This window comes from Nocardia mikamii NBRC 108933 (assembly GCF_001613505.1).
GTDB lineage: Bacteria > Actinomycetota > Actinomycetes > Mycobacteriales > Mycobacteriaceae > Nocardia > Nocardia mikamii.
The window spans coordinates 368,429-386,045 of sequence record NZ_BDCM01000003.1 but is presented as its reverse complement, the minus strand read 5'-3'; the positions used below and the strand labels follow the sequence as shown (position 1 = coordinate 386,045).

Genomic DNA, 17,617 nt, shown 5'->3' with positions numbered 1-17,617 from the left:
GTCTCGGTGGTTCACGCGCCGGCCGCCACCGGCGTACGCAGCGCCGCGGCGATCCGGGCGCGATGGAAATCGGCAGTGCCCCAGGCGGATCGGAGCGCGGTCACCTTGGTCAGCCACAGCGACAGATCGCATTCGGCCGTGTAACCGATGGCGCCGTGCACCTGCAGGGCGATTCGCGCCGTCCGGTACGCGGCCTCCGCGCAGGCGAACTTGGCCGCCGAGACGTCGCGGGCGCGGTCGGCGGTATCGAAGCTCAGTGCGGCGCGGTACAGCAGCGGTTCGGCCATGTCGAGGCCGATCTTCGCATCGGCCAGATGGTGTTTGATGGCCTGGTAGCGCCCGATCGGCTGCCCGAACTGATGCCGCTGGATCACGTAGGCGACGCTGGTGGCCAGCATCGCGTTACCCGCGCCCAGCAGTTGCGCCGCGGCCGCCAGCGCACCGGCGTCGAACGCCGTCTCTGCCGCCGCGAGAACCGAATCACCTTGCGCCACAACCTCGTCCGGGCTCACCGAGTAGAGCCGCCGCGCCGCGTCCACCGATTCGATCCGGTCGCCGCGGCGAGCCGTGCACAGCTTGTCGCCGTCCACGACCAGCACGACGTCGGCGGAATCGGCGTCGAGGGCCGGTGACCGCGGCGAGAGCGCGATGGTGCCGAGCGCCTCGCCCTCGGCGAAGCCGGGCAGCCATCGCCGCGCCGGGCCGGGATCGTCGAGTGCCTGCAACAGCGCCGGAATCACCGCGGCGGTCTCGATCACCGGCCCCGGCACCGCGGCCCGGCCGAATTCCCGGCACGCCACCACCAGGTCGATGGTTTCGGCGCCCATCCCGTCGTATTCCTCGGCCACGGCCAGGCCCAGGGCGCCCGCGCCCGCCAGCTGCCGGATCAGTGCCCGGCCGCCGCGGGCGCCGCCGCCGTTCCAGTTGCGGATGACGGCGGGCGTACCCGCGGCATCGCACATCTTGCGCAGGCTGTCGGCGAAGTCTCGTTGTTCGGGGGACAGTGCAAATCTCATCGATGGGTCCATTCGGGGGTGCGGCGCGGGGAGGCGGGGTGGCACATGGCGGATCTCAACGCGGTAGCCCGAGCAGGCGTTCGGCGACGATATTGCGCTGAATCTCGTTGGTGCCGGCGTAGATCGGGCCCGCCAGCGAGAACAGGTAGCCGTCGGTCCAGGCGCTGCTCTGCTCTGCCGAGGCGCCGAGCAGATCCAGGGCGGTCTCGTGCATCGCGATATCGAGTTCGGACCAGAAGACCTTGTTGATCGATGATTCCGCGCCGAGCTTGCCGCCCTCCGACAACCGGGTCACGGTGCCGAGCGTGTTGAGCCGGTAGGCCTCCGCGCCGATCCACGCGTCGACCACGCGGTCGCGGGCCGCGGTGTCGGCCGGATCGGCGGTCTCGCGCCACAGGTCGATCAAGCGCGCGGCCGTGGCGTTGAAGCGGCCGGGGCTGCGCAGCGAGAGGCCGCGCTCGTTGCTGGAGGTGCTCATCGCCACCCGCCAGCCCGCGCCCGGTTCGCCGATCACGTCGCGATCGGGAACGAACACGTTGTCCAGGAAGATCTCCGCGAAACCGGGTTCGCCGTCGAGCTGCGGAATGGGCCGCACGGTGACGCCGTCCGCGGACAGCGGGAACATCACATAGGTCAGGCCAGAATGCCGCGAAGCGGCCAAACCCTTACTGCGCCGCTCCTCCTCTGTTTCGCTGCGGAACAGGCCGAAGGCCCAGTCCGCGAACGATGCGCGCGAACTCCAGGTCTTCTGCCCGTTGAGCACCCACCCGCCCTCGACCCGCTTCGCGCTGGAGCGAATGCCCGCGAGGTCGCTACCCGCCTCCGGCTCCGACCACGCCTGCGCCCAGATGTCGTCGGCGCGAGCCATTCTCGGCAGGATGCGCTCGAGCTGTTCCGGTGTGCCGTGTTCGAACAGGGTGGGGGCCAGCAGGAAGATGCCGTTCTGGCTCACCCGCCCGGGCGCGCCCGCGGCGTAGTACTCCTCCTCGAACAGCACCCACTCGAGCAGCGAGGCGTCGCGCCCGCCGTATTCGCGCTGCCACGACACCACCGACAGCCGCGCCTCGGCGAGGGTGTGCTCCCAGGCACGATGCGCCTCGAAACCCTCCCGGGTGTCCATCGACGGCAGCGGTTCGGCGGGGACGTTCGCGCGCAGGAACTCCCGCACTTCGAGCTGGAATTGCGCTGCGGCCGAATCGAGTTCGAGATCCATCTACTTGCCGCTCCGTTCTGCGGTCGTTGCGGTGGTCGCCGTGGCCTTCATCGACTTGGCGGTCATACCGGCCAGCGAGTCGGTGCCGACCTCGGCGTTGTGGGCGTGGGCGAAGTGGTGCAGGCCGAAGACCGAGTCCATGCCGGCGCGCATGCCCATCAGGTCCTCGCACTGGTTGACGGCCTTCTTGGTCAGCGCCAGACCGAATTGCGGCATGGTGGCGATCTTCTCGGCCAGTTCGAGGGTGTGCGATTCCAGGTCGGCACGCGGCACGACCCGGTTCACCATGCCCCATTCGTAGGCCTGCTCGGCGCTGAACCGATCACCGGTGAACAGCACCTCCTTGGCCCGCCGCGGGCCCAGCACCCACGGGTGCGCGAAGTACTCGACGCCCGGAATCCCCATCCGCACAACCGGATCGGAGAAGAACGCGTCGTCGGCGGCGACGATCATGTCGCACACCCAGGCCAGCATCATCGCGCCGGCGATGCAGGCGCCCTGCACCATCGCGATGGTGGGCTTGGGAATCTCGCGCCAGCGCCGGCACATGCCGAGGTAGACCTCGAGCTCCCGGGCGAAGCGCTGATCGCCGCCGGGCCGGTCGACGTGGTCCCACCACAGCGCGGCCTTGTTGTCGTATTCGATGTGATGGTCGCGTCCGGGCGTGCCGATGTCGTGCCCGGCGCTGAAGTGTTTTCCGCTGCCCGCCAGGATGATCACCTTGACCTCGGCGTCGTCGACCGCCCGCGTGAAGGCGGCGTCGAGCGCGTAGGTCATCACCGAATTCTGGGCGTTGCGGTAGTCCGGCCGGTTCATCGTGACCAGCGCGACCGGACCACGGCGCTCGTAGGTGACGACCTCGCCCTCGTCCGGAATCGGCGCGGGGGTTGCGTCTGTGGTCACGAGATCTCCTCACGTAGTTGCCGCTTGAGCACCTTGCCGGCGGCGCTGTAGGGCAGCCGGTCCCGGAACTCCACGAATCGCGGCACCTTGAAATTGGCCAAAGTCTTCTTCGCGTAGGCGATGACGTCGTCTTCGGACAGGTCGGCGCCCGCCCGGCGCACGATGTAGGCCTTGCCGACCTCGCCCATCCGCTCGTCCGGCACCCCGATCACGGCGGATTCGGCGACACCGTCGAGCCGGGCCAGAGTCTGTTCGATCTCGGCCGGGTAGACGTTGAAGCCGCCGGAGATGTACATGTCCTTGAGCCGGTCGGTGATCTTCAGATAGCCGCGCTCGTCCAGGATTCCGACGTCGCCGGTGTGCAACCAGCCCTCGGCATCGATGGTCTTGGCGGTGGCCTCGGGATCGTCGAGGTAGCCGACCATCACATTCGGACCGCGCAGCAACACCTCACCGTGCTCGCCGATGCGCACCTCGAATCCGGCCATGGCCGAACCCGAGGTGCTGGCGATGGTCTCGGGATCGTCGTCGGGCAGGCACATGGTGCCGAAGCCGGAGGATTCCGAGAGGCCGTAGGCGGTGACGACCACCTCGAATTCCAGTTCGCTGCGCATTCTTTCGACCAGCACCACCGGTACGGTCGCCGCACCGGTGACGGCCACCCGCAGGCTGCTCAGATCGAATTCGGCGCGGGCGGGGTGTTCGAGGATGGTCTGGTAGATCGTCGGCGGGCCGGTCAATACGGTGATGGCCTGCTCCTGCACCATCCGCATCGTCTGCGGCACGTCGAAGGTGGCCTGCGGGACGATGGTCGCGCCGGTGACCAGGCAGGCGAGGATGGCCGCCTTGTATCCGAAGTTGTGGAAGAACGGCGGAATCACCAGATAGCGATCGGAGCTGTTCAGCGTCGACCGCTCGACCCAGGCACGCACCACATCGAGCGCTTGGCGCTGGGTGACGAGCGTGCCCTTGCTGCGGCCGGTGGTGCCGGAGGTGAACAGGATGTCGGCGATGTCGTCGGGCTCGACCGATTCCGCGCGGGCGATCACCTTCTCCGTCGGCGTCTGCGCCGCTAGTTCGGGCAGTTGCGACCAGGCGATGGCGTCGTCGTAGGCCGATTCACCCTCGGCCGGCACGACGATGACCGTGCCGACCGCCAAATCCGGTGCGGCGGCGCGCAATTCCGCGAGGCGCTGCCGGCCCAGGAACGGATCGGCGATGAACAGCGCCTTCGCGTCGACCCGGGCGATGACGTCGGCGGCCTCGTCGGCGACGTAGCGGGTGTTGAGCGGGACCAGCGCGGCGCCGGTGTAGTGCGTGGCCAGCGCGGCCACCACCCAGTGCCAAGTGTTGGGCGCCCAGATCGCGATCCGATCGCCGCGCTGGATTCCGCGCGCGATCAGCGCCCCGGCCGTCTCCCGTACGGCATCGAGTAGTTGCGCCCAGCTCAGGTGCACCTCGCCGTCGCTCACCGCCGGGGCATCGCCGTGGATGCGCGCGGCTTCGTGCAGGGCGAGAGGGGTGGTCTGCACAGGGGGTGTCACGTCGTCCTCGTCTTCTACACGCTGGTCGACGGCCCGAGCAGCCGGTTTTCCGGCGTCATGACGGCTCGGCCCGTCGGTCGATTCGCGCTGCAGAGCTCACCGCCCTACAAAGCAAGTGCTTGGTAGGTTACTCTACCGGAGTGAGTGCGATCCCGACCCCCGATTCCGCCGCCGGTGCGGATGCCTCCGGTACGGCGGCCCCCGGTACGGAAAACGCGGCCGACCAGGAATTCCGCACCGAAGTGCGGGAATGGCTGGCCGAGAACCTGAACGGACAGTTCCGCGAGCTGCGCGGGCTCGGCGGGCCCGGAAGCGAGCACGAAGCCTTCGACGAGCGGCTGGAATGGGACCGCCACCTCGCCGCGGCGGGACTGACCTGCCTGGGCTGGCCGGTCGAGTACGGCGGCCGAGCGGCGACACTGCGCCAGCAGGTGATCTTCCACGAGGAGTACGCGAGCGCGAATGCCCCGGCGCGCGTCTCGCACCTGGGGGAGGAGCTGCTCGGGCCGACCCTGCTCGCCTTCGGCACCGAGGAGCAGAAACAGCGCTTCCTGCCCGGCATCCGCTCGGTCACCGAACTATGGTGTCAGGGATATTCCGAGCCCGGGGCCGGTTCGGACCTGGCGAACGTGTCGACCAGCGCCCGGCTCGACGGTGACGAATGGTCGATCAACGGCCAGAAGATCTGGACCTCGCTGGCGCATCTGTCGGACTGGTGCTTCGTCATCGCCCGCACCGAACCCGGCTCCACGCGCCACCACGGCCTGTCCTATCTGCTGGTGCCGATGAAGCAGCCCGGTATCGAGGTGCGGCCGATCATCCAGCTCACCGGAACCGCCGAATTCAACGAGGTGTTCTTCGACAACGCCCGCACCGCCGCCGACCTGGTGGTGGGCGAGCCCGGTGAGGGCTGGCGGGTCGCCATGGGCACCCTGACCTTCGAGCGCGGCATCTCGACCGTCGGCCAGCAGATCCGCTTCGCGCGCGAACTGTCGAATCTCGAAGCGGTGGCGAAAGCCAATGGCGCGCTGGAGGATCCGGCCCTGGCCGAGCGCATCGACCAGGCATGGGTGGGATTGCGCGTCCTGCGCGCACACGCCCTGCGGACCCTGGAATCGGCGCATCAGAACGTCGACGCCCGCACCGCCGCGGGCCAGGCCTCGGTCTCGAAGCTGTTGTGGGCCAACTGGCATCGCGGCCTCGGCGACCTGGCGATGGACGTGCTGGGCGCCGAAGGTCTGATCGCCCGGCCTCCGGTCGGCGGCACCGGCTCGGCCCTCGATCCGCATCCGGCGGACGACCTGAACCAATGGCAGCGCCTCTATCTGTTCACCCGCGCCGACACGATCTACGGCGGCTCGAACGAGGTGCAGCGCAACATCATCTCCGAACGCGTGCTCGGCCTGCCCCGGGAAGCCCGCTGACCACTCCGCCCGGCCGAACAGCAGGCCGGAAACCATTGGCCGAAGCCGATATTCGGCCGTAAGGAAGGACCTACAGTGCCTGATCTCTCGGTTCCGCCCCAGCCGGTCTCCGGTCACGGGCTGCTCGCCGGCCGGGTCGCCGTGATCACCGCCGCCGCCGGTACGGGTATCGGATCGGCCACCGCGCGCCGCATGCTCGACGAGGGCGCCGACGTGGTGGTCTCCGACTGGCACGAACGCCGACTGAAGCAGACCGAGGAGGAGCTCGCCGCGGAATTCCCGCAGCGCAAGGTCGCCTCGGTCGTCTGCGATGTGACCAGTACCGAACAGGTCGACGAGCTGATCCGGGCCGCGGCGCAGCGGCTGGGCCGCATCGACATCATGGTCAACAACGCCGGCCTGGGCGGTGAGACGCCGGTCGTCGACATGACCGACGAGCAGTGGGACCGCGTCCTCGACATCACCCTGAACGGCACCTTCCGCTGCACCCGTGCCGCGCTGAACTACTTCCGCACGGCCGGGCACGGCGGCGTGATCGTCAACAACGCCAGCGTGCTCGGCTGGCGGGCGCAGCACGGCCAAGCCCACTACGCCGCCGCCAAGGCCGGTGTCATGGCATTGACCCGCTGCAGCGCCGTGGAGGCCGCGGAACTGGGCGTGCGGATCAACGCGGTCGCCCCGAGCATCGCCCGCCACCCGTTCCTGGACAAGGTGAGCTCCACCGAACTGCTCGACCGCCTGGCCGCGGGCGAGGCGTTCGGTCGGGCCGCCGAACCGTGGGAGGTCGCGGCCACCATCGCGATGCTCGCCAGCGACTACACCTCCTACATGACGGGCGAAGTCGTCTCGGTAAGCAGCCAGCGCGCTTGAGTTTCGGCCTCCGCTGAGTCTTCTGCCTCCGCTTCGCTCCGGCGGGTTCGCTGGCCTCCCCAGGCAGACCTCGGGTGCGTTCGGTGCGAGAATTGGGTAGCGCCGACCTCCCCTAGCTGTGCGATCCTGAGAACGTCCGGTTCCGACAGTTCGAAGGGACCACGACCCATGGGTCTGGACGGTCGACAGGAAGACAACGACGTACTGGAACTCGAGTTGATCCGCGAGGTGGTGCTCGCGCGGCGGCGGCAGGACGGCATCGTGCTCGCCGCTCTCACCTTCGGCGCCGAATTACTCGATCATGCCGGTGCCCGCGCGACCGCGACGCGTGCCGCGCAGATCCTGCGCGAGCACGAGGTCGACGAGGTCGACGAGGCCGAGGTGGCGCGCGATCCGCGTGCCGCGCTGCGCGCGGATATGGCCCGTGACCGGCGCCGGGTGCGGCGCATCGGCGCCGGCTGCGGCCCGGGGGAGTCCGATCCCGGCGGCGAACGCCGCCGGCAGCAGACCGCACTGCTGTGCGAGGTGCGCGCCGATCTGCTGGAGGTGGTGCGGCGCTGCCGCCGGTTCCGATTCGATCGCCTCGCCTTCGCCGACGGCATCGATCGGGGGCTGGCCGCGGCCACCGGCAAACTGGAAGGCGCCGCCGATCGCGACACCTATCTGGCGTGGCGGCGCGGCATCGTGCTCAAACTCAGCGAGGTCGCGGAACCCGGTGGTCCGCCGCGGGCGATGGCGACCGTGGACGCGGGGCCCGGCCGGGGGCCGCTGCTCGTGGAATGGGACAGCTGTGAGCGGCGGCTCGCGCTGGTGGCACGGATGAAACGGGCCGGAATCCCTTCGTCGGAGATCTGCGATCGGTTGCTCGCCGATCTGTCGATGTCCTCGCCGCTGCGTTATTCCATTCGGTGAGCCACCACCATGGACCAAGCAAATGCTTGGTTGTATTATGGCCGAGTGACCGCATCCGAGGCCTCCAAATCCGCACGCCGCAACGAGTTGCTCGGCCTGGCCGCCGGCCTGTTCGCCGAGCGCGGCCTGCGTGCGACCACGGTCCGCGATATCGCCGATGCGGCGGGGATTCTATCCGGCAGTCTCTATCACCACTTCGACTCGAAAGAGGCGATGGTGGACGAGATCCTGCGCGGCTTCCTCGACGATCTGTTCGGCCGCTACCGCGAGATCGTCGCCTCCAACCTCTCGCCGCGAGCCACCCTCGAGGCGCTGGTCATCGCGTCCTGTGAATCGTTCGACCGCTGGCATTCGGCGGTCGCGATCTATCAGGCCGAGGCCAAAAGGCTCAGTGACACACCGCGTTTCGATTACATCGCGGAATACAACCGGGAATTCCGGGAGCTGTGGCGCAATGTGCTCACCGAGGGCGTGCGCGACGGCAGCTTCCGTCCCGAACTCGACGTCGAACTCGCCTTCCGCTTCCTGCGCGACACCGTCTGGGTGGCGGTGCGCTGGTATCAGCCCGGCGGCCGCATCACCGCGGACACCCTCGCCAAGCAGTATCTGACCATCGTGCTCGATGGGCTGACAAACCCCGAGAACCGTTCCGGCGCAGTCCATTCCGGAGCATCGCAGTCCGGCGCCGAATCCGGCACATCCGAATAGGAGCGTTACATGTCCACACCGTCCGATCGCCGCCGGTACGCACCGGTGCGCGAGGCCTACGTCATCGATGCCGTACGGACGCCGATCGGTAAGCGCGGCGGTGCGCTGGCCGGTGTGCATCCCGCCGATCTCGGCGCGGCGGCACTGCGGGGATTGCTGGGCCGCAACGCCATCGACCCCGGCAATGTCGACGATGTGATCTTCGGCTGTGTCGACGCCATCGGCCCGCAGGCCGGCAATATCGCCCGTACGGCGTGGCTGGCGGCCGGATATCCGGAAGAGGTCCCCGGCGTCACGGTGGACCGCCAGTGTGGGTCCAGTCAGCAGGCGATCAATTTCGGCGCCCAGGCCATCATGAGCGGCACCGCCGAGGTGATCGTCGCCGGCGGCGTGCAGAACATGAGCGCCATTCCGATCTCGGCCGCCATGCTGGCCGGTAAGGAATACGGTTTCGACTCGCCGTTCGTCGGCGCCAAGGGCTGGGACCACCGCTACGGCACCGGTGAGGTCTCGCAGTTCAACGGTGCGCAGCTGATCGCCGAGAAGTGGGACATCAGCCGGGAAGATATGGAGCGCTGGGCACTGCGCAGCCATGAACGCGCCCGCAAGGCCATCGCCGAGGGCTCCTTCGATCGCGAGATCGTGCCGGTCGGCGATTTCTGGATCGACGAGGGCCCGCGCGAGACCAGCCTGGAGAAGATGGCGGGACTCAAGCCGCTCAGCGAGGGCAGCCGCCTGACCGCCGCGGTCGCCAGCCAGATCTCCGACGGCGCCAGCGCCACCCTGCTGGCCTCCGACTGGGCCGTCGCCGAATACGGCCTGAAGCCGCGCGCCCGCATCCATCACGTCAGCGCCCGCGGCGCCGACCCGATCTACATGCTCACCGCGCCGATCCCGGCGACCAAGTGGGCGTTGGAGCAGACCGGGCTGACCATCGACGATATCGACGTCGTCGAGATCAACGAGGCCTTCGCCTCGGTGGTGCTGGCCTGGCTGAAGGAGACCGGCGCGAACCCCGACAAGGTGAACGTGCACGGCGGCGCGATCGCGCTGGGACATCCGCTCGGCGCCACCGGCGCGAAGCTGTTCGCCACCCTGCTCAACGAGCTCGAGCGCGTGAACGGCCGCTACGGCCTGCTCACCATCTGCGAGGGCGGCGGCACGGCCAACGTCACCATCATCGAGCGAATCTCCTGAGGCGCTTCGCCTTTCCGGCGAAACCGGTCCGGTGAAACGGCAGAGGCCCCGCACCCGGCGGGGCCTCCTCGCATAGGTCCGTCCGGACTCAGATCACCGGGTCCAGCGAATTGCCCGGAGCGATCGCGCCGCAGTTGGTCGGGGCCGGCCGGCCCGCGAAGCGGTCGTCGAGCCACAGCAGTGCCTCCGGCAGCCACGCGATGGTCGACGGGGTGTGGCTGAGCAGGTCGTACTGCCGATACAGGATCGAGGAGTTCCCGGTATCGCAATACTGCCGGGCCAGGCTGCGGACATCGCCGGCGACCATCACGCCGTCACCGGGCCCGGACACCGGCTTCCCGTTGTCGGTCCCTTCCAGCACGCCGTTCGCGCCCTGTCCGATGAGCATCGGAATCGTCGGCGTGGGTGCCAGTCCGAGGTCGACCTTGCGCACCGCCTCGATGAACGGCGCCACGCTGTTGGGATCGGCGTACTCGGGCTTCACCATCTGCGCCCAGGTCAGACCCGGGTACTGGAACAGCACATTGGCGATGGACGCATACTGCATCCTGTTCAGGATCTCGGCGCCGAACGGGCTCATATAGGGGGAGAAGTCGATGTCGTAGGAGCGGCCGATGCCGATCACCGCCATCGCCGCCACCCCGGCCCAGCCGAAGCTGCCGTCGATGTAGCGCAGGTTGCGCGCGGGGTTGACCAGAACGCCACCCTCCGCCGCCCCGACCAGCTGCCGGTCGACATCCGGGGCGTAGACCGGCGCCAGTGCCGCGGCCCAGTTCGTGGCGATCGCCCCGCCGGAATATCCGAACAGCGCGACGCGGGTCTGCTCGCTCAGCCCGGTCTGCGCCGAGTGGGTGGCCGCACGGATGGAGTCCAGGGTGTTCATCCCGTACTCGGGACCCGCGGCGAAATCGGCCGCCTGGCCCTCGGTGTCGGCGACGATGATCGTGTAGCCCTGCGCCAGCAGTGGCGCGATCAGCTCCCCTTCCACATTGTTCACCGCGCCGCCGAACGACACGGTCCCCGCGATCGACCGCGAGGGCCCGTCCTCGGGGTTCAGCGAATCGTAGAACGACTGGTAGGCAACGGCTTTCATGGGATCGACGCCGGTCGGCGGCAGGAGTACGGAGGTGACGTTCACGGCCGGCCGCTGCTGGGCGTCGGTCGTGCGGTACTGCAACTGCACCGCCGTGACCGGCGTCGGGATGCCGGCGAAGTGGTACGGCATCGTGCGTGTCTGCAACACGGTTCCCGGTGCGATCGCGGACAGCGGCGCCGTGCCCGTGTACTCGTAGAACGAATCGGATGCCGCATCCGCACTCGGTGCGAGGCCGGTCGCGGAGCCGACGAGCAATGAGATGGCCGCGACGGCGGTCGCGATCCGAAGGACTGCGCGTCCTCGTTTCACCAGAGTCCCCTTCTACCCAAACCGGACACCTTCGTCCGGTTACTCGTTGGTAGTGTGAACCCAATCACCCTCGCACGTCAATACGGCAGAAATCAACTGTGCGGTTTCGGAAATCGACCGCTGCCAAATAGGGGTGTTCACGTCGCGAATCCTGCGGCTAGACCGGTGCGCCGCGACTTAACCGTGAAATACGTTGCAGTGCAGAGTTTCTCGGACGCCACTAGCAAATTCTATCGCCGCCCATCCGATTGTCTGGTCATGCGCCTGAAGTGAAACTGATCCGTCTCGAATGGTCGAACGTCCACGCGTAAGCATGTTTCCCGCATAGCCGCGAGCTATCGCATCCCGCGGCATCCGATCCGCCCGCACGGTTCGCGGCAGCGCCGTCCCGCCTGGTCCGGCGGCTGCCCCGGGCTGCGATCGGCCCGAACCTGACATTCGCCTATTGACACCGAAAGTGCTGTCGGACACACTTGCGGCACGAAGTTGACATGACTGTCACGTCACAAACAGTTCAGGAGGCAACGGTGCCTGAAGTTCCCGATATGCGCGCTCTGGGCCGGAAGGTCAGCAATTGGGGTCGGTGGGGGACCGACGACGAGCGCGGAACCACGAATCTGATCACGCCGGAGCGGGTCGTGGCCGCCGCGGCGCTGATTCGCACCGGTGAGACCTTCAAACTCGGCATTCCGCTCGACGGTGACGGCCCGCAGCCCGGCGGCGCGCGCATCAATCCGATCCGGTTGATGTCGGAGAACGGCCAGGAACAGGTGCTTCCCGGCGGTTTCAAATGGGCCGACGATTTCGTCTTCATGCCATTGCAGGCCGGTTCCCAGTACGACTCACTGGCGCACGTGCACTACGACGACGAGCTGTACAACGGCCACCCCGGCTCCGGAGTGACGGTCAAGGGCGCCGCCAAATGCGGCATCCACACCCAGTCCGGTGGTATCGCCGGGCGCGGCGTCCTGCTGGACGTGGCTCGCCATCGCGGCGTGGACTGGCTCGAGGCGGGAACCGCGATCGGTCCCGACGAACTCGACGCCGTCGCGGCCGCGCAGGGCGTGGACGTCGGCGCCGGTGACATCCTGTTGATCCGCACGGGCTGGCGCAAGAAATTCCTCACCGACGGTGACCCGCAGGGCTTCATGGCCGGTGAGCCGGGTCTGAGCCTGGCGTGCGCGACCTGGCTGCGCGACAAGGACGTCGCCGTCGTCGGCTCCGACAACTGGGCGGTCGAGGTCATGCCCGGCGAACATCCCGGAACCGCGTTCGAACTGCATATGGTGCTCATCCGCGATATGGGCCTGACCCTCGCGGAAATGCTCGACTTCGAGGATCTGGCGCAGGCCTGCGCGGGTGACGGGCGCTGGGACTTCTTCTACGCCGGGCCGCCCCTGCAGTTCACGCGCGGCGTCGGCTCACCGATCAACCCGCTCGCGATCCGGTGAGAAGGGCGCACCTGCCATGGATTTCGAATCGGCAAGGAGTTCGTACAGATGCTGATCGGTGACATCGTCGAATACGGGGCGCGCAAGCACCCCGACCGGATCGCGGTGCGCTTCGAGCAGGACGTGATCGATTACCGGCAATTGCGCGACGGCTGCCGCCGCCTGGCGAATGCGCTGCTCGGCGTGGCCGAGCCGGGCGACCGGGTGGCGATACTGTCGGCGAACTGCCCGCAGTATCTGGAGTGCTACTACGGCGTCCCGATGGCGGGAATGGCGTTGACGATCCTCAACTTCCGGTTGCACGAGGACCAGATCGTCGGCCTGATCGAGCATTCCGGTGCTCGGGTGCTGATCGTGGCCGCGGAATTCGCCGACCTGGTGGACCGCATCCGCGACCGGATTTCGTCGGTGACCACGGTGGTGTCGATCGGCGCCGCACCGGGCATGCTCGGATGGGACGAGTTCGTCGGCACGGCCTCGGCCGCGGCGCCTGCTTACCGTCCCGATCCCGACGATGTGGCGTGGCTGGTCTACACCAGCGGGACGACCGGCGCGCCGAAGGGCGTCATGGTCTCGCATCGCAATCTGCTTGCGGGCGTCACCTCTTCGGCCCTGCAGTGGACCGTCGCGGAGGAGACGGTATTCCTGTTCTGCTTCCCGCTGTGCCACGTCGGCGGCTACGTGGTGCTGGTCAATCATCTGATCGGCGCCACCGTGGGCATCCTGCGCGCCTACGACAACGCGACGTTCCTGCGGCTGGTCGACGAATGGCAGGTGACCCAGACCGGCCTGGCGCCGACGATGATCAACTTCCTGCTGCAGGATCCGGCGTTGGAGCGGCATTCGCTGAAGACGCTGCGGGCGATCGGCTACGGCTCCTCCGCCATTCCGTCCGCGGTGCTGCGGGCGGGACTGGAGCGGTTCGGCTGCGATTTCTACCAGGGCATGGGGATGACCGAACTCGCCGGCAACATCCTGCATCTGGACGAGGAGGCCCACCGGCGTGCGGCGCGCGGGGAGACCCATCTGCTCGCCTCGGCGGGAAAACCCATGCGGCTGGCCGATGTTCGCATCGTCGACGAGGATTTCGCCGATGTCGCGCGGGGGCAGATCGGCGAGATGGTGGTGCGCGCGGATCAGGTGACCGTCGGCTACTGGAACGATCCCCGGGCCACCGCGGAGTCGTTCACCGACGGCTGGTTCCGCACCGGCGATATGGTCCGCCAGGACGAGGAGGGCTTCGTCTACATCGTCGACCGGAAGAAGGATCTGATCATCAGCGGCGGTGAGAATGTCGCGTCGCTGACGGTCGAACAGGCGCTGTACCGGAATCCGCAGGTCGCCGAGGCCGCCGCGATCGGCGTCCGCGACGACACCTGGGGTGAGGTGGTGTGCGCGGTGGTCGTGCTGCGCGACAACGCGACCGCCACGGCCGAGGACATCATCGCCGGTTGCCGCGAACACCTGGGCGGATTCCAGGTGCCGCGGCGAGTGGAATTCATCGACGCGCTCCCCAAGAACGTCACCGGCAAAATCCTCAAACGCGATCTCCGCGAACAGTTCTCGTGAACCGTGCCGGACCCGGCGGTCCGGTGGTGACGGTGAGACCGTCGCCACCGGGCCGCTGTCGCGTTTCCCGACCACGCTGGATTCCCCCTGGCCGTACTCGTCAGGATGGTTCGATGGATCCGCGACGGATACAGCTGAACCGCCGGCACAGTATCGAGATGGGCCGGCTGTTCGACCGGTTCTGCCGAGAACACCCCGCCAACGAATTCGGATTCGGCGAGAACTCGCCGCGGGCCGATCGTGATGAACAAGCGTGGACCGCCTACAGCGCCGAACTGCTGGCGCGCCATCAGGCCGAGCGATCGGCACTCGCGGAGGTACTCGAAGCCGAACAGCGGCAGACTGTTTCGGTGATACGACGGGAGGCCGACGACATCCGGCGCCGGGGCGAAGACGAGAACCGGCCGGGAGCTACCGAACAGCGGTAACTCCCGGCCGATGTCGCCGTTGTGCGATTACCTGAGGTGGCGTGGATTCGCGATCCGCAGTCGCGCGAGAACCGCGGCCGAGATCGCCGCGCGCACCGCATCGTCGGTGTACGACGCCGCGCCGGAGCGCAGCCGCGCGGCCAGCTCCGCTTCGGACTCACAGCCCAGCGCCGCCAGCCGGCTGTGCACTTCGGCGGTGGCGGCGGGCCCGGCGGCCAGCTCCCGTGCGGCGATGCCGAGCAGGTTGGCGCACACGCGCAGCAGGTAGCGCGAGCGCGACTGTTCGGGCGGGAGTACGGGTCCGATCTCTGCGGCCAGCGTATCGGCGACCAGTTCGAGGATCTCCGTCGGATGCGGCCGATCGTGCACGGTCGCAAGCGTTTCCGAGGGAGATGGAGCCGAGACGGTCTTGTCGAGCAGGTCCAGGACGGTGAGCAGATCGTATTCCGATTCGCACACCCGGCGCCCGATCGCGGCGAGTTCGAGCGAGCGCTCGTCCCCACCGAGATGTCGATGCGCCTGAAAACGACTGAGCACCAGCCATTTCAACGTACCGAAGACTTCCCACCAGTGCAGTTCCGCCGCGGTGGGCCGGTAGCCCGCGGACCGTTCGTAACCGTCCAGGAGTTGCTGCCGACTGCCCAGCCCGCCCACCGGCGCCTCGGCGCCGAACCGCCATGCCCGCACACACAACCAGCCCAGATCCTCGATCGGATTGCCGAGATGGGCCAGTTCCCAATCCAGCACCGCGCGCACGCCGTCCGGCTCGATCAGAAAGTTTCCCAGCCGGAAGTCGCCGTGCACCAGCGCTTTCGGGCGTTCGGCGGGCCGGTGTTCGCGCAGCCAGCACAGTCCGGCCTCGACCGCCGGCCGCGGATCGTCCAGGTCGCGATAGATCTGTTCGAGGGCGGCGAGCGGGTCGTGATCGTCGAGGATGTCCAGGGTGTCCAGCGGGGTGCGGTGGATCAGCCCCAGGACGTAGCCGAGATCGCCGGCCAGCCGGTCGCGCACCGCGGCGAATGCCGGATCCCGGTGCAGTTTCCGGGGAATCGACTCGCCGTCGACACGCTCCATCAGCAGATACGGGGCCTCGATCCCGGGTGCGGTCGCCCCGTCCGCGAGGACGGCGGGCACCGGCACTCCGGCAGCACCGGCCGCCCGCAGGCAGACCGCCTCGGCGTGCATTCGCGCCGAATCGCCGTGGCCGGGCGGGTCCCGCCGTAGCACGGCCCGTACCGCGGCGCCGGTGTCGTCGCGGGCCTCGACCGCGTACACCTGCCGGCTCGCGCCCCCGGTGAACTGCCGCATCGTGACCTCGGTGATCGAGGTGCCGAGCGCGTCCGCCAGTACCGCACGAACCCCGTCGCTGAGCGTAACCGGTTCGGCGGCAGCCGATTCCGCGCTCACAGCCACGGCGCCGCCTCGGGGGAGCGCAGCAACCGGCGCGCGGTCGACATGCGATGGACCTCGTCGGGGCCGTCGTATACCCGGGCGTAGCGGGCCTGACGGTACATCCGCTCCAGCGGGGTATCGGCGGTCAGCCCGAGGGCCCCGTGTACCTGGATGGCGCGATCGATCACATTGTGCAGCATCCGCGCACCCCAGAACTTGATCAACCCGACCCGCACCCGGTAGTCCTCACCGGCATCCATGGCGCGGGCGGCGTCGAGCGTCATCAGCCGGGCCGCATGGATCTCGGCCGCGGATTCGGCGATGTACCGGTGGATTTCGCCCTTCTCGGCGAGCAACGATCCGTGCACGTAGCGGGTATTCGCGCGCTCGCACATCAGCTCGTAGGCACGCTGGGCCTGGCCGAGCCACCGCATGCAGTGGAAGATCCGGCCGGGACCGAGCCGGTCCTGTGCCACCACGAAACCCTGACCGCGTTCGCCCAGCAGGTTCGCCGCCGGCACCCGCACATCGGTGAGCCGCACCTCGTAGTGATCGCTCGGATCGTGCCCCATGGTCGGGATGGAGCGGACGATCTCGAAGCCCGGGGTGTCGGTCGGGACGATGATCGCGCTGATCCGGGAGTGGCGCGGCACCGATTCGGGTTCGGTCCGCGCGAAGACGGTGCAGTACGCCGCCTGGGCGGCGCCCGTCGTGAACCACTTGTGCCCGTTGATGATCCACGTGTCGCCATCCAGTTCGGCGGCGGTGGCGATCAAAGTGGGATCGGATCCGGCGACCTCGGGTTCGGTGAGACCGACCGACGGCAGGATGTCGCCGGCGACCATGGGCGGAATCCAGCGGGCTCGCTGTTCCTCGGTGCCGTGCCGGTACAGCATGAGCGTGTCCTGCATGGAGACCGAACCGACGGCCAGCATGCCGAATTCGGAACGGCCGATGATCTCGTTCAGATAGACGAAGTCGAGGAACGGCACACCGCCACCACCGAGTTCGGCCGGATGGCCCAGCGCCCACAGGTCCAGTTCCTTCGCCCGCTCCTTCAAGCGGGCGAGGGTGGCGTGTGCGGTGTCGTCCTCGCGGGCCAGCGCCGGCTCCGCGGGAACGACCTCGGTATCGATGAATGTGCGCATGCGCGCGGCCGATTCGGAGATCTCGCCCTCGGGGCGGTTGACCGACATCACCGGTAACCTCCCTTCGTCGCCGACACCTCGCGCAGCGGCTGCGTAGCCGCCGAGTCGACATATTCGTCGATCCTGGTGATGCGCCCGTCCCGGACCCGCACGAACAGGCTCGCGGGGACCTCCAGATCGCCGTGGCCGGGCAGATGGCCCCGCACGACATGCTGCTGAGCGAAGCCGTCGGTCAGCACGTGGCGCCGAATATCCTCGTACCGTAGGTTTTCCACCGTCCGCGAGAGCCAGCGCAGCACCCGGAGGTTCTCGGTGACGGTCTCCTCGGTGTTCTTGTCGTTGTGCCAGATCCGGGCGTCGGGCGCGTACAGCGCGGTCAGCGCCGCGGTATCGCCCGCGCTGACCGCGGCGAAGAAGCGGTCGGCCAGTTCATCCAT

At 68.2% G+C, this 17,617-nt stretch carries 16 protein-coding genes; 8 read left to right on the top strand and 8 right to left on the bottom strand.

Annotated features, from left to right (window positions below):
* Positions 1 to 11 precede the first annotated feature (11 nt).
* Genes NMI01S_RS03290 through NMI01S_RS03275 form a run of 4 tightly spaced genes read right to left on the bottom strand, consistent with a single transcriptional unit; the run spans position 12 to position 4,676 of the window.
* Positions 12 to 1,016 (bottom strand): acyl-CoA dehydrogenase family protein, encoded by a 1,005-nt coding sequence (locus tag NMI01S_RS03290; protein WP_062994490.1) that lies wholly within the window; start codon positions 1,014 to 1,016, stop codon positions 12 to 14.
* 55 nt (positions 1,017 to 1,071) lie between these two features.
* Positions 1,072 to 2,229 carry an acyl-CoA dehydrogenase family protein gene (locus tag NMI01S_RS03285; RefSeq protein WP_062994489.1) on the bottom strand — a complete coding sequence of 386 codons (1,158 nt, stop codon included), beginning with the start codon at positions 2,227 to 2,229 and terminating at the stop codon, positions 1,072 to 1,074.
* A complete protein-coding gene (locus NMI01S_RS03280) occupies positions 2,230 to 3,132 on the bottom strand; it encodes an enoyl-CoA hydratase (protein WP_281186618.1) in 903 nt (300 codons plus the stop codon).
* Positions 3,129 to 4,676, bottom strand: a complete 1,548-nt coding sequence (locus NMI01S_RS03275; RefSeq protein ID WP_062994488.1) for a FadD3 family acyl-CoA ligase — start codon at positions 4,674 to 4,676, stop codon at positions 3,129 to 3,131. Before NMI01S_RS03275 ends, NMI01S_RS03280 begins: the two co-directional genes overlap by 4 nt.
* A gap of 242 nt (positions 4,677 to 4,918) precedes the next feature.
* On the opposite strand from NMI01S_RS03275, the gene NMI01S_RS03270 reads away from it, so the two are divergent.
* The 5 genes from NMI01S_RS03270 (at position 4,919) to NMI01S_RS03250 (ending at position 9,787) form a co-directional block, all read left to right on the top strand.
* Positions 4,919 to 6,100, top strand: a complete 1,182-nt coding sequence (locus NMI01S_RS03270; RefSeq protein WP_245716702.1) for an acyl-CoA dehydrogenase family protein — start codon at positions 4,919 to 4,921, stop codon at positions 6,098 to 6,100.
* 75 nt (positions 6,101 to 6,175) lie between these two features.
* Positions 6,176 to 6,970: an SDR family oxidoreductase gene (locus NMI01S_RS03265; protein WP_039775873.1), complete on the top strand. Its 795-nt coding sequence runs from the start codon at positions 6,176 to 6,178 to the stop codon at positions 6,968 to 6,970.
* A gap of 168 nt (positions 6,971 to 7,138) precedes the next feature.
* The gene (locus tag NMI01S_RS03260) at positions 7,139 to 7,882 is read left to right on the top strand and encodes a hypothetical protein (RefSeq protein WP_062994487.1); all 744 of its coding nucleotides are present in this window, start codon (positions 7,139 to 7,141) and stop codon (positions 7,880 to 7,882) included.
* Positions 7,883 to 7,927: 45 nt separating this feature from the next.
* Entirely contained in the window at positions 7,928 to 8,590 is a 663-nt protein-coding gene (locus NMI01S_RS03255) for a TetR/AcrR family transcriptional regulator (protein ID WP_036497604.1), read from the top strand.
* 45 nt (positions 8,591 to 8,635) lie between these two features.
* Complete coding sequence (locus NMI01S_RS03250) at positions 8,636 to 9,787, top strand: acetyl-CoA C-acetyltransferase (RefSeq protein WP_062994761.1); 1,152 nt, start codon at positions 8,636 to 8,638, stop codon at positions 9,785 to 9,787.
* 88 nt (positions 9,788 to 9,875) lie between these two features.
* Here the strand turns inward: NMI01S_RS03250 and NMI01S_RS03245 are convergent, their stop codons facing one another.
* The gene (locus NMI01S_RS03245; RefSeq protein ID WP_245716681.1) at positions 9,876 to 11,192 is read right to left on the bottom strand and encodes a lipase family protein; all 1,317 of its coding nucleotides are present in this window, start codon (positions 11,190 to 11,192) and stop codon (positions 9,876 to 9,878) included.
* Between the two features lie 545 nt (positions 11,193 to 11,737).
* On the opposite strand from NMI01S_RS03245, the gene NMI01S_RS03240 reads away from it, so the two are divergent.
* The 3 genes from NMI01S_RS03240 (at position 11,738) to NMI01S_RS03230 (ending at position 14,640) form a co-directional block, all read left to right on the top strand.
* The gene (locus NMI01S_RS03240) at positions 11,738 to 12,643 is read left to right on the top strand and encodes a cyclase family protein (protein WP_062994486.1); all 906 of its coding nucleotides are present in this window, start codon (positions 11,738 to 11,740) and stop codon (positions 12,641 to 12,643) included.
* A 48-nt stretch (positions 12,644 to 12,691) separates the two neighbouring features.
* Positions 12,692 to 14,212 carry a long-chain-fatty-acid--CoA ligase gene (locus NMI01S_RS03235; protein WP_062994485.1) on the top strand — a complete coding sequence of 507 codons (1,521 nt, stop codon included), beginning with the start codon at positions 12,692 to 12,694 and terminating at the stop codon, positions 14,210 to 14,212.
* 113 nt (positions 14,213 to 14,325) lie between these two features.
* Positions 14,326 to 14,640, top strand: a complete 315-nt coding sequence (locus NMI01S_RS03230) for a hypothetical protein (RefSeq protein ID WP_062994484.1) — start codon at positions 14,326 to 14,328, stop codon at positions 14,638 to 14,640.
* A 27-nt stretch (positions 14,641 to 14,667) separates the two neighbouring features.
* Here the strand turns inward: NMI01S_RS03230 and NMI01S_RS03225 are convergent, their stop codons facing one another.
* The 3 genes from NMI01S_RS03225 to NMI01S_RS03215 are packed head-to-tail and all read right to left on the bottom strand — an operon-like array spanning position 14,668 to position 17,617.
* Positions 14,668 to 16,053, bottom strand: a complete 1,386-nt coding sequence (locus NMI01S_RS03225) for a phosphotransferase family protein (RefSeq protein ID WP_369689898.1) — start codon at positions 16,051 to 16,053, stop codon at positions 14,668 to 14,670.
* Complete coding sequence (locus NMI01S_RS03220) at positions 16,044 to 17,228, bottom strand: acyl-CoA dehydrogenase family protein (protein ID WP_174554430.1); 1,185 nt, start codon at positions 17,226 to 17,228, stop codon at positions 16,044 to 16,046. Before NMI01S_RS03220 ends, NMI01S_RS03225 begins: the two co-directional genes overlap by 10 nt.
* The gene (locus NMI01S_RS03215; RefSeq protein ID WP_062994482.1) at positions 17,228 to 17,617 is read right to left on the bottom strand and encodes a nuclear transport factor 2 family protein; all 390 of its coding nucleotides are present in this window, start codon (positions 17,615 to 17,617) and stop codon (positions 17,228 to 17,230) included. Before NMI01S_RS03215 ends, NMI01S_RS03220 begins: the two co-directional genes overlap by 1 nt.

What these genes read in the sequence shown, in the direction of transcription:
- NMI01S_RS03290 (WP_062994490.1), bottom strand. Translation starts at nt 1,016, where the DNA reads ATGAGATTTGCACTGTCCCCCGAACAACGAGACTTCGCCGACAGCCTG.
- NMI01S_RS03285 (WP_062994489.1), bottom strand. Translation starts at nt 2,229, where the DNA reads ATGGATCTCGAACTCGATTCGGCCGCAGCGCAATTCCAGCTCGAAGTG.
- NMI01S_RS03260 (WP_062994487.1), top strand. Translation starts at nt 7,139, where the DNA reads ATGGGTCTGGACGGTCGACAGGAAGACAACGACGTACTGGAACTCGAG.
- NMI01S_RS03240 (WP_062994486.1), top strand. Translation starts at nt 11,738, where the DNA reads ATGCGCGCTCTGGGCCGGAAGGTCAGCAATTGGGGTCGGTGGGGGACC.
- NMI01S_RS03235 (WP_062994485.1), top strand. Translation starts at nt 12,692, where the DNA reads ATGCTGATCGGTGACATCGTCGAATACGGGGCGCGCAAGCACCCCGAC.
- NMI01S_RS03230 (WP_062994484.1), top strand. Translation starts at nt 14,326, where the DNA reads ATGGATCCGCGACGGATACAGCTGAACCGCCGGCACAGTATCGAGATG.
- NMI01S_RS03220 (WP_174554430.1), bottom strand. Translation starts at nt 17,228, where the DNA reads ATGTCGGTCAACCGCCCCGAGGGCGAGATCTCCGAATCGGCCGCGCGC.
- NMI01S_RS03215 (WP_062994482.1), bottom strand. Translation starts at nt 17,617, where the DNA reads ATGGATGAACTGGCCGACCGCTTCTTCGCCGCGGTCAGCGCGGGCGAT.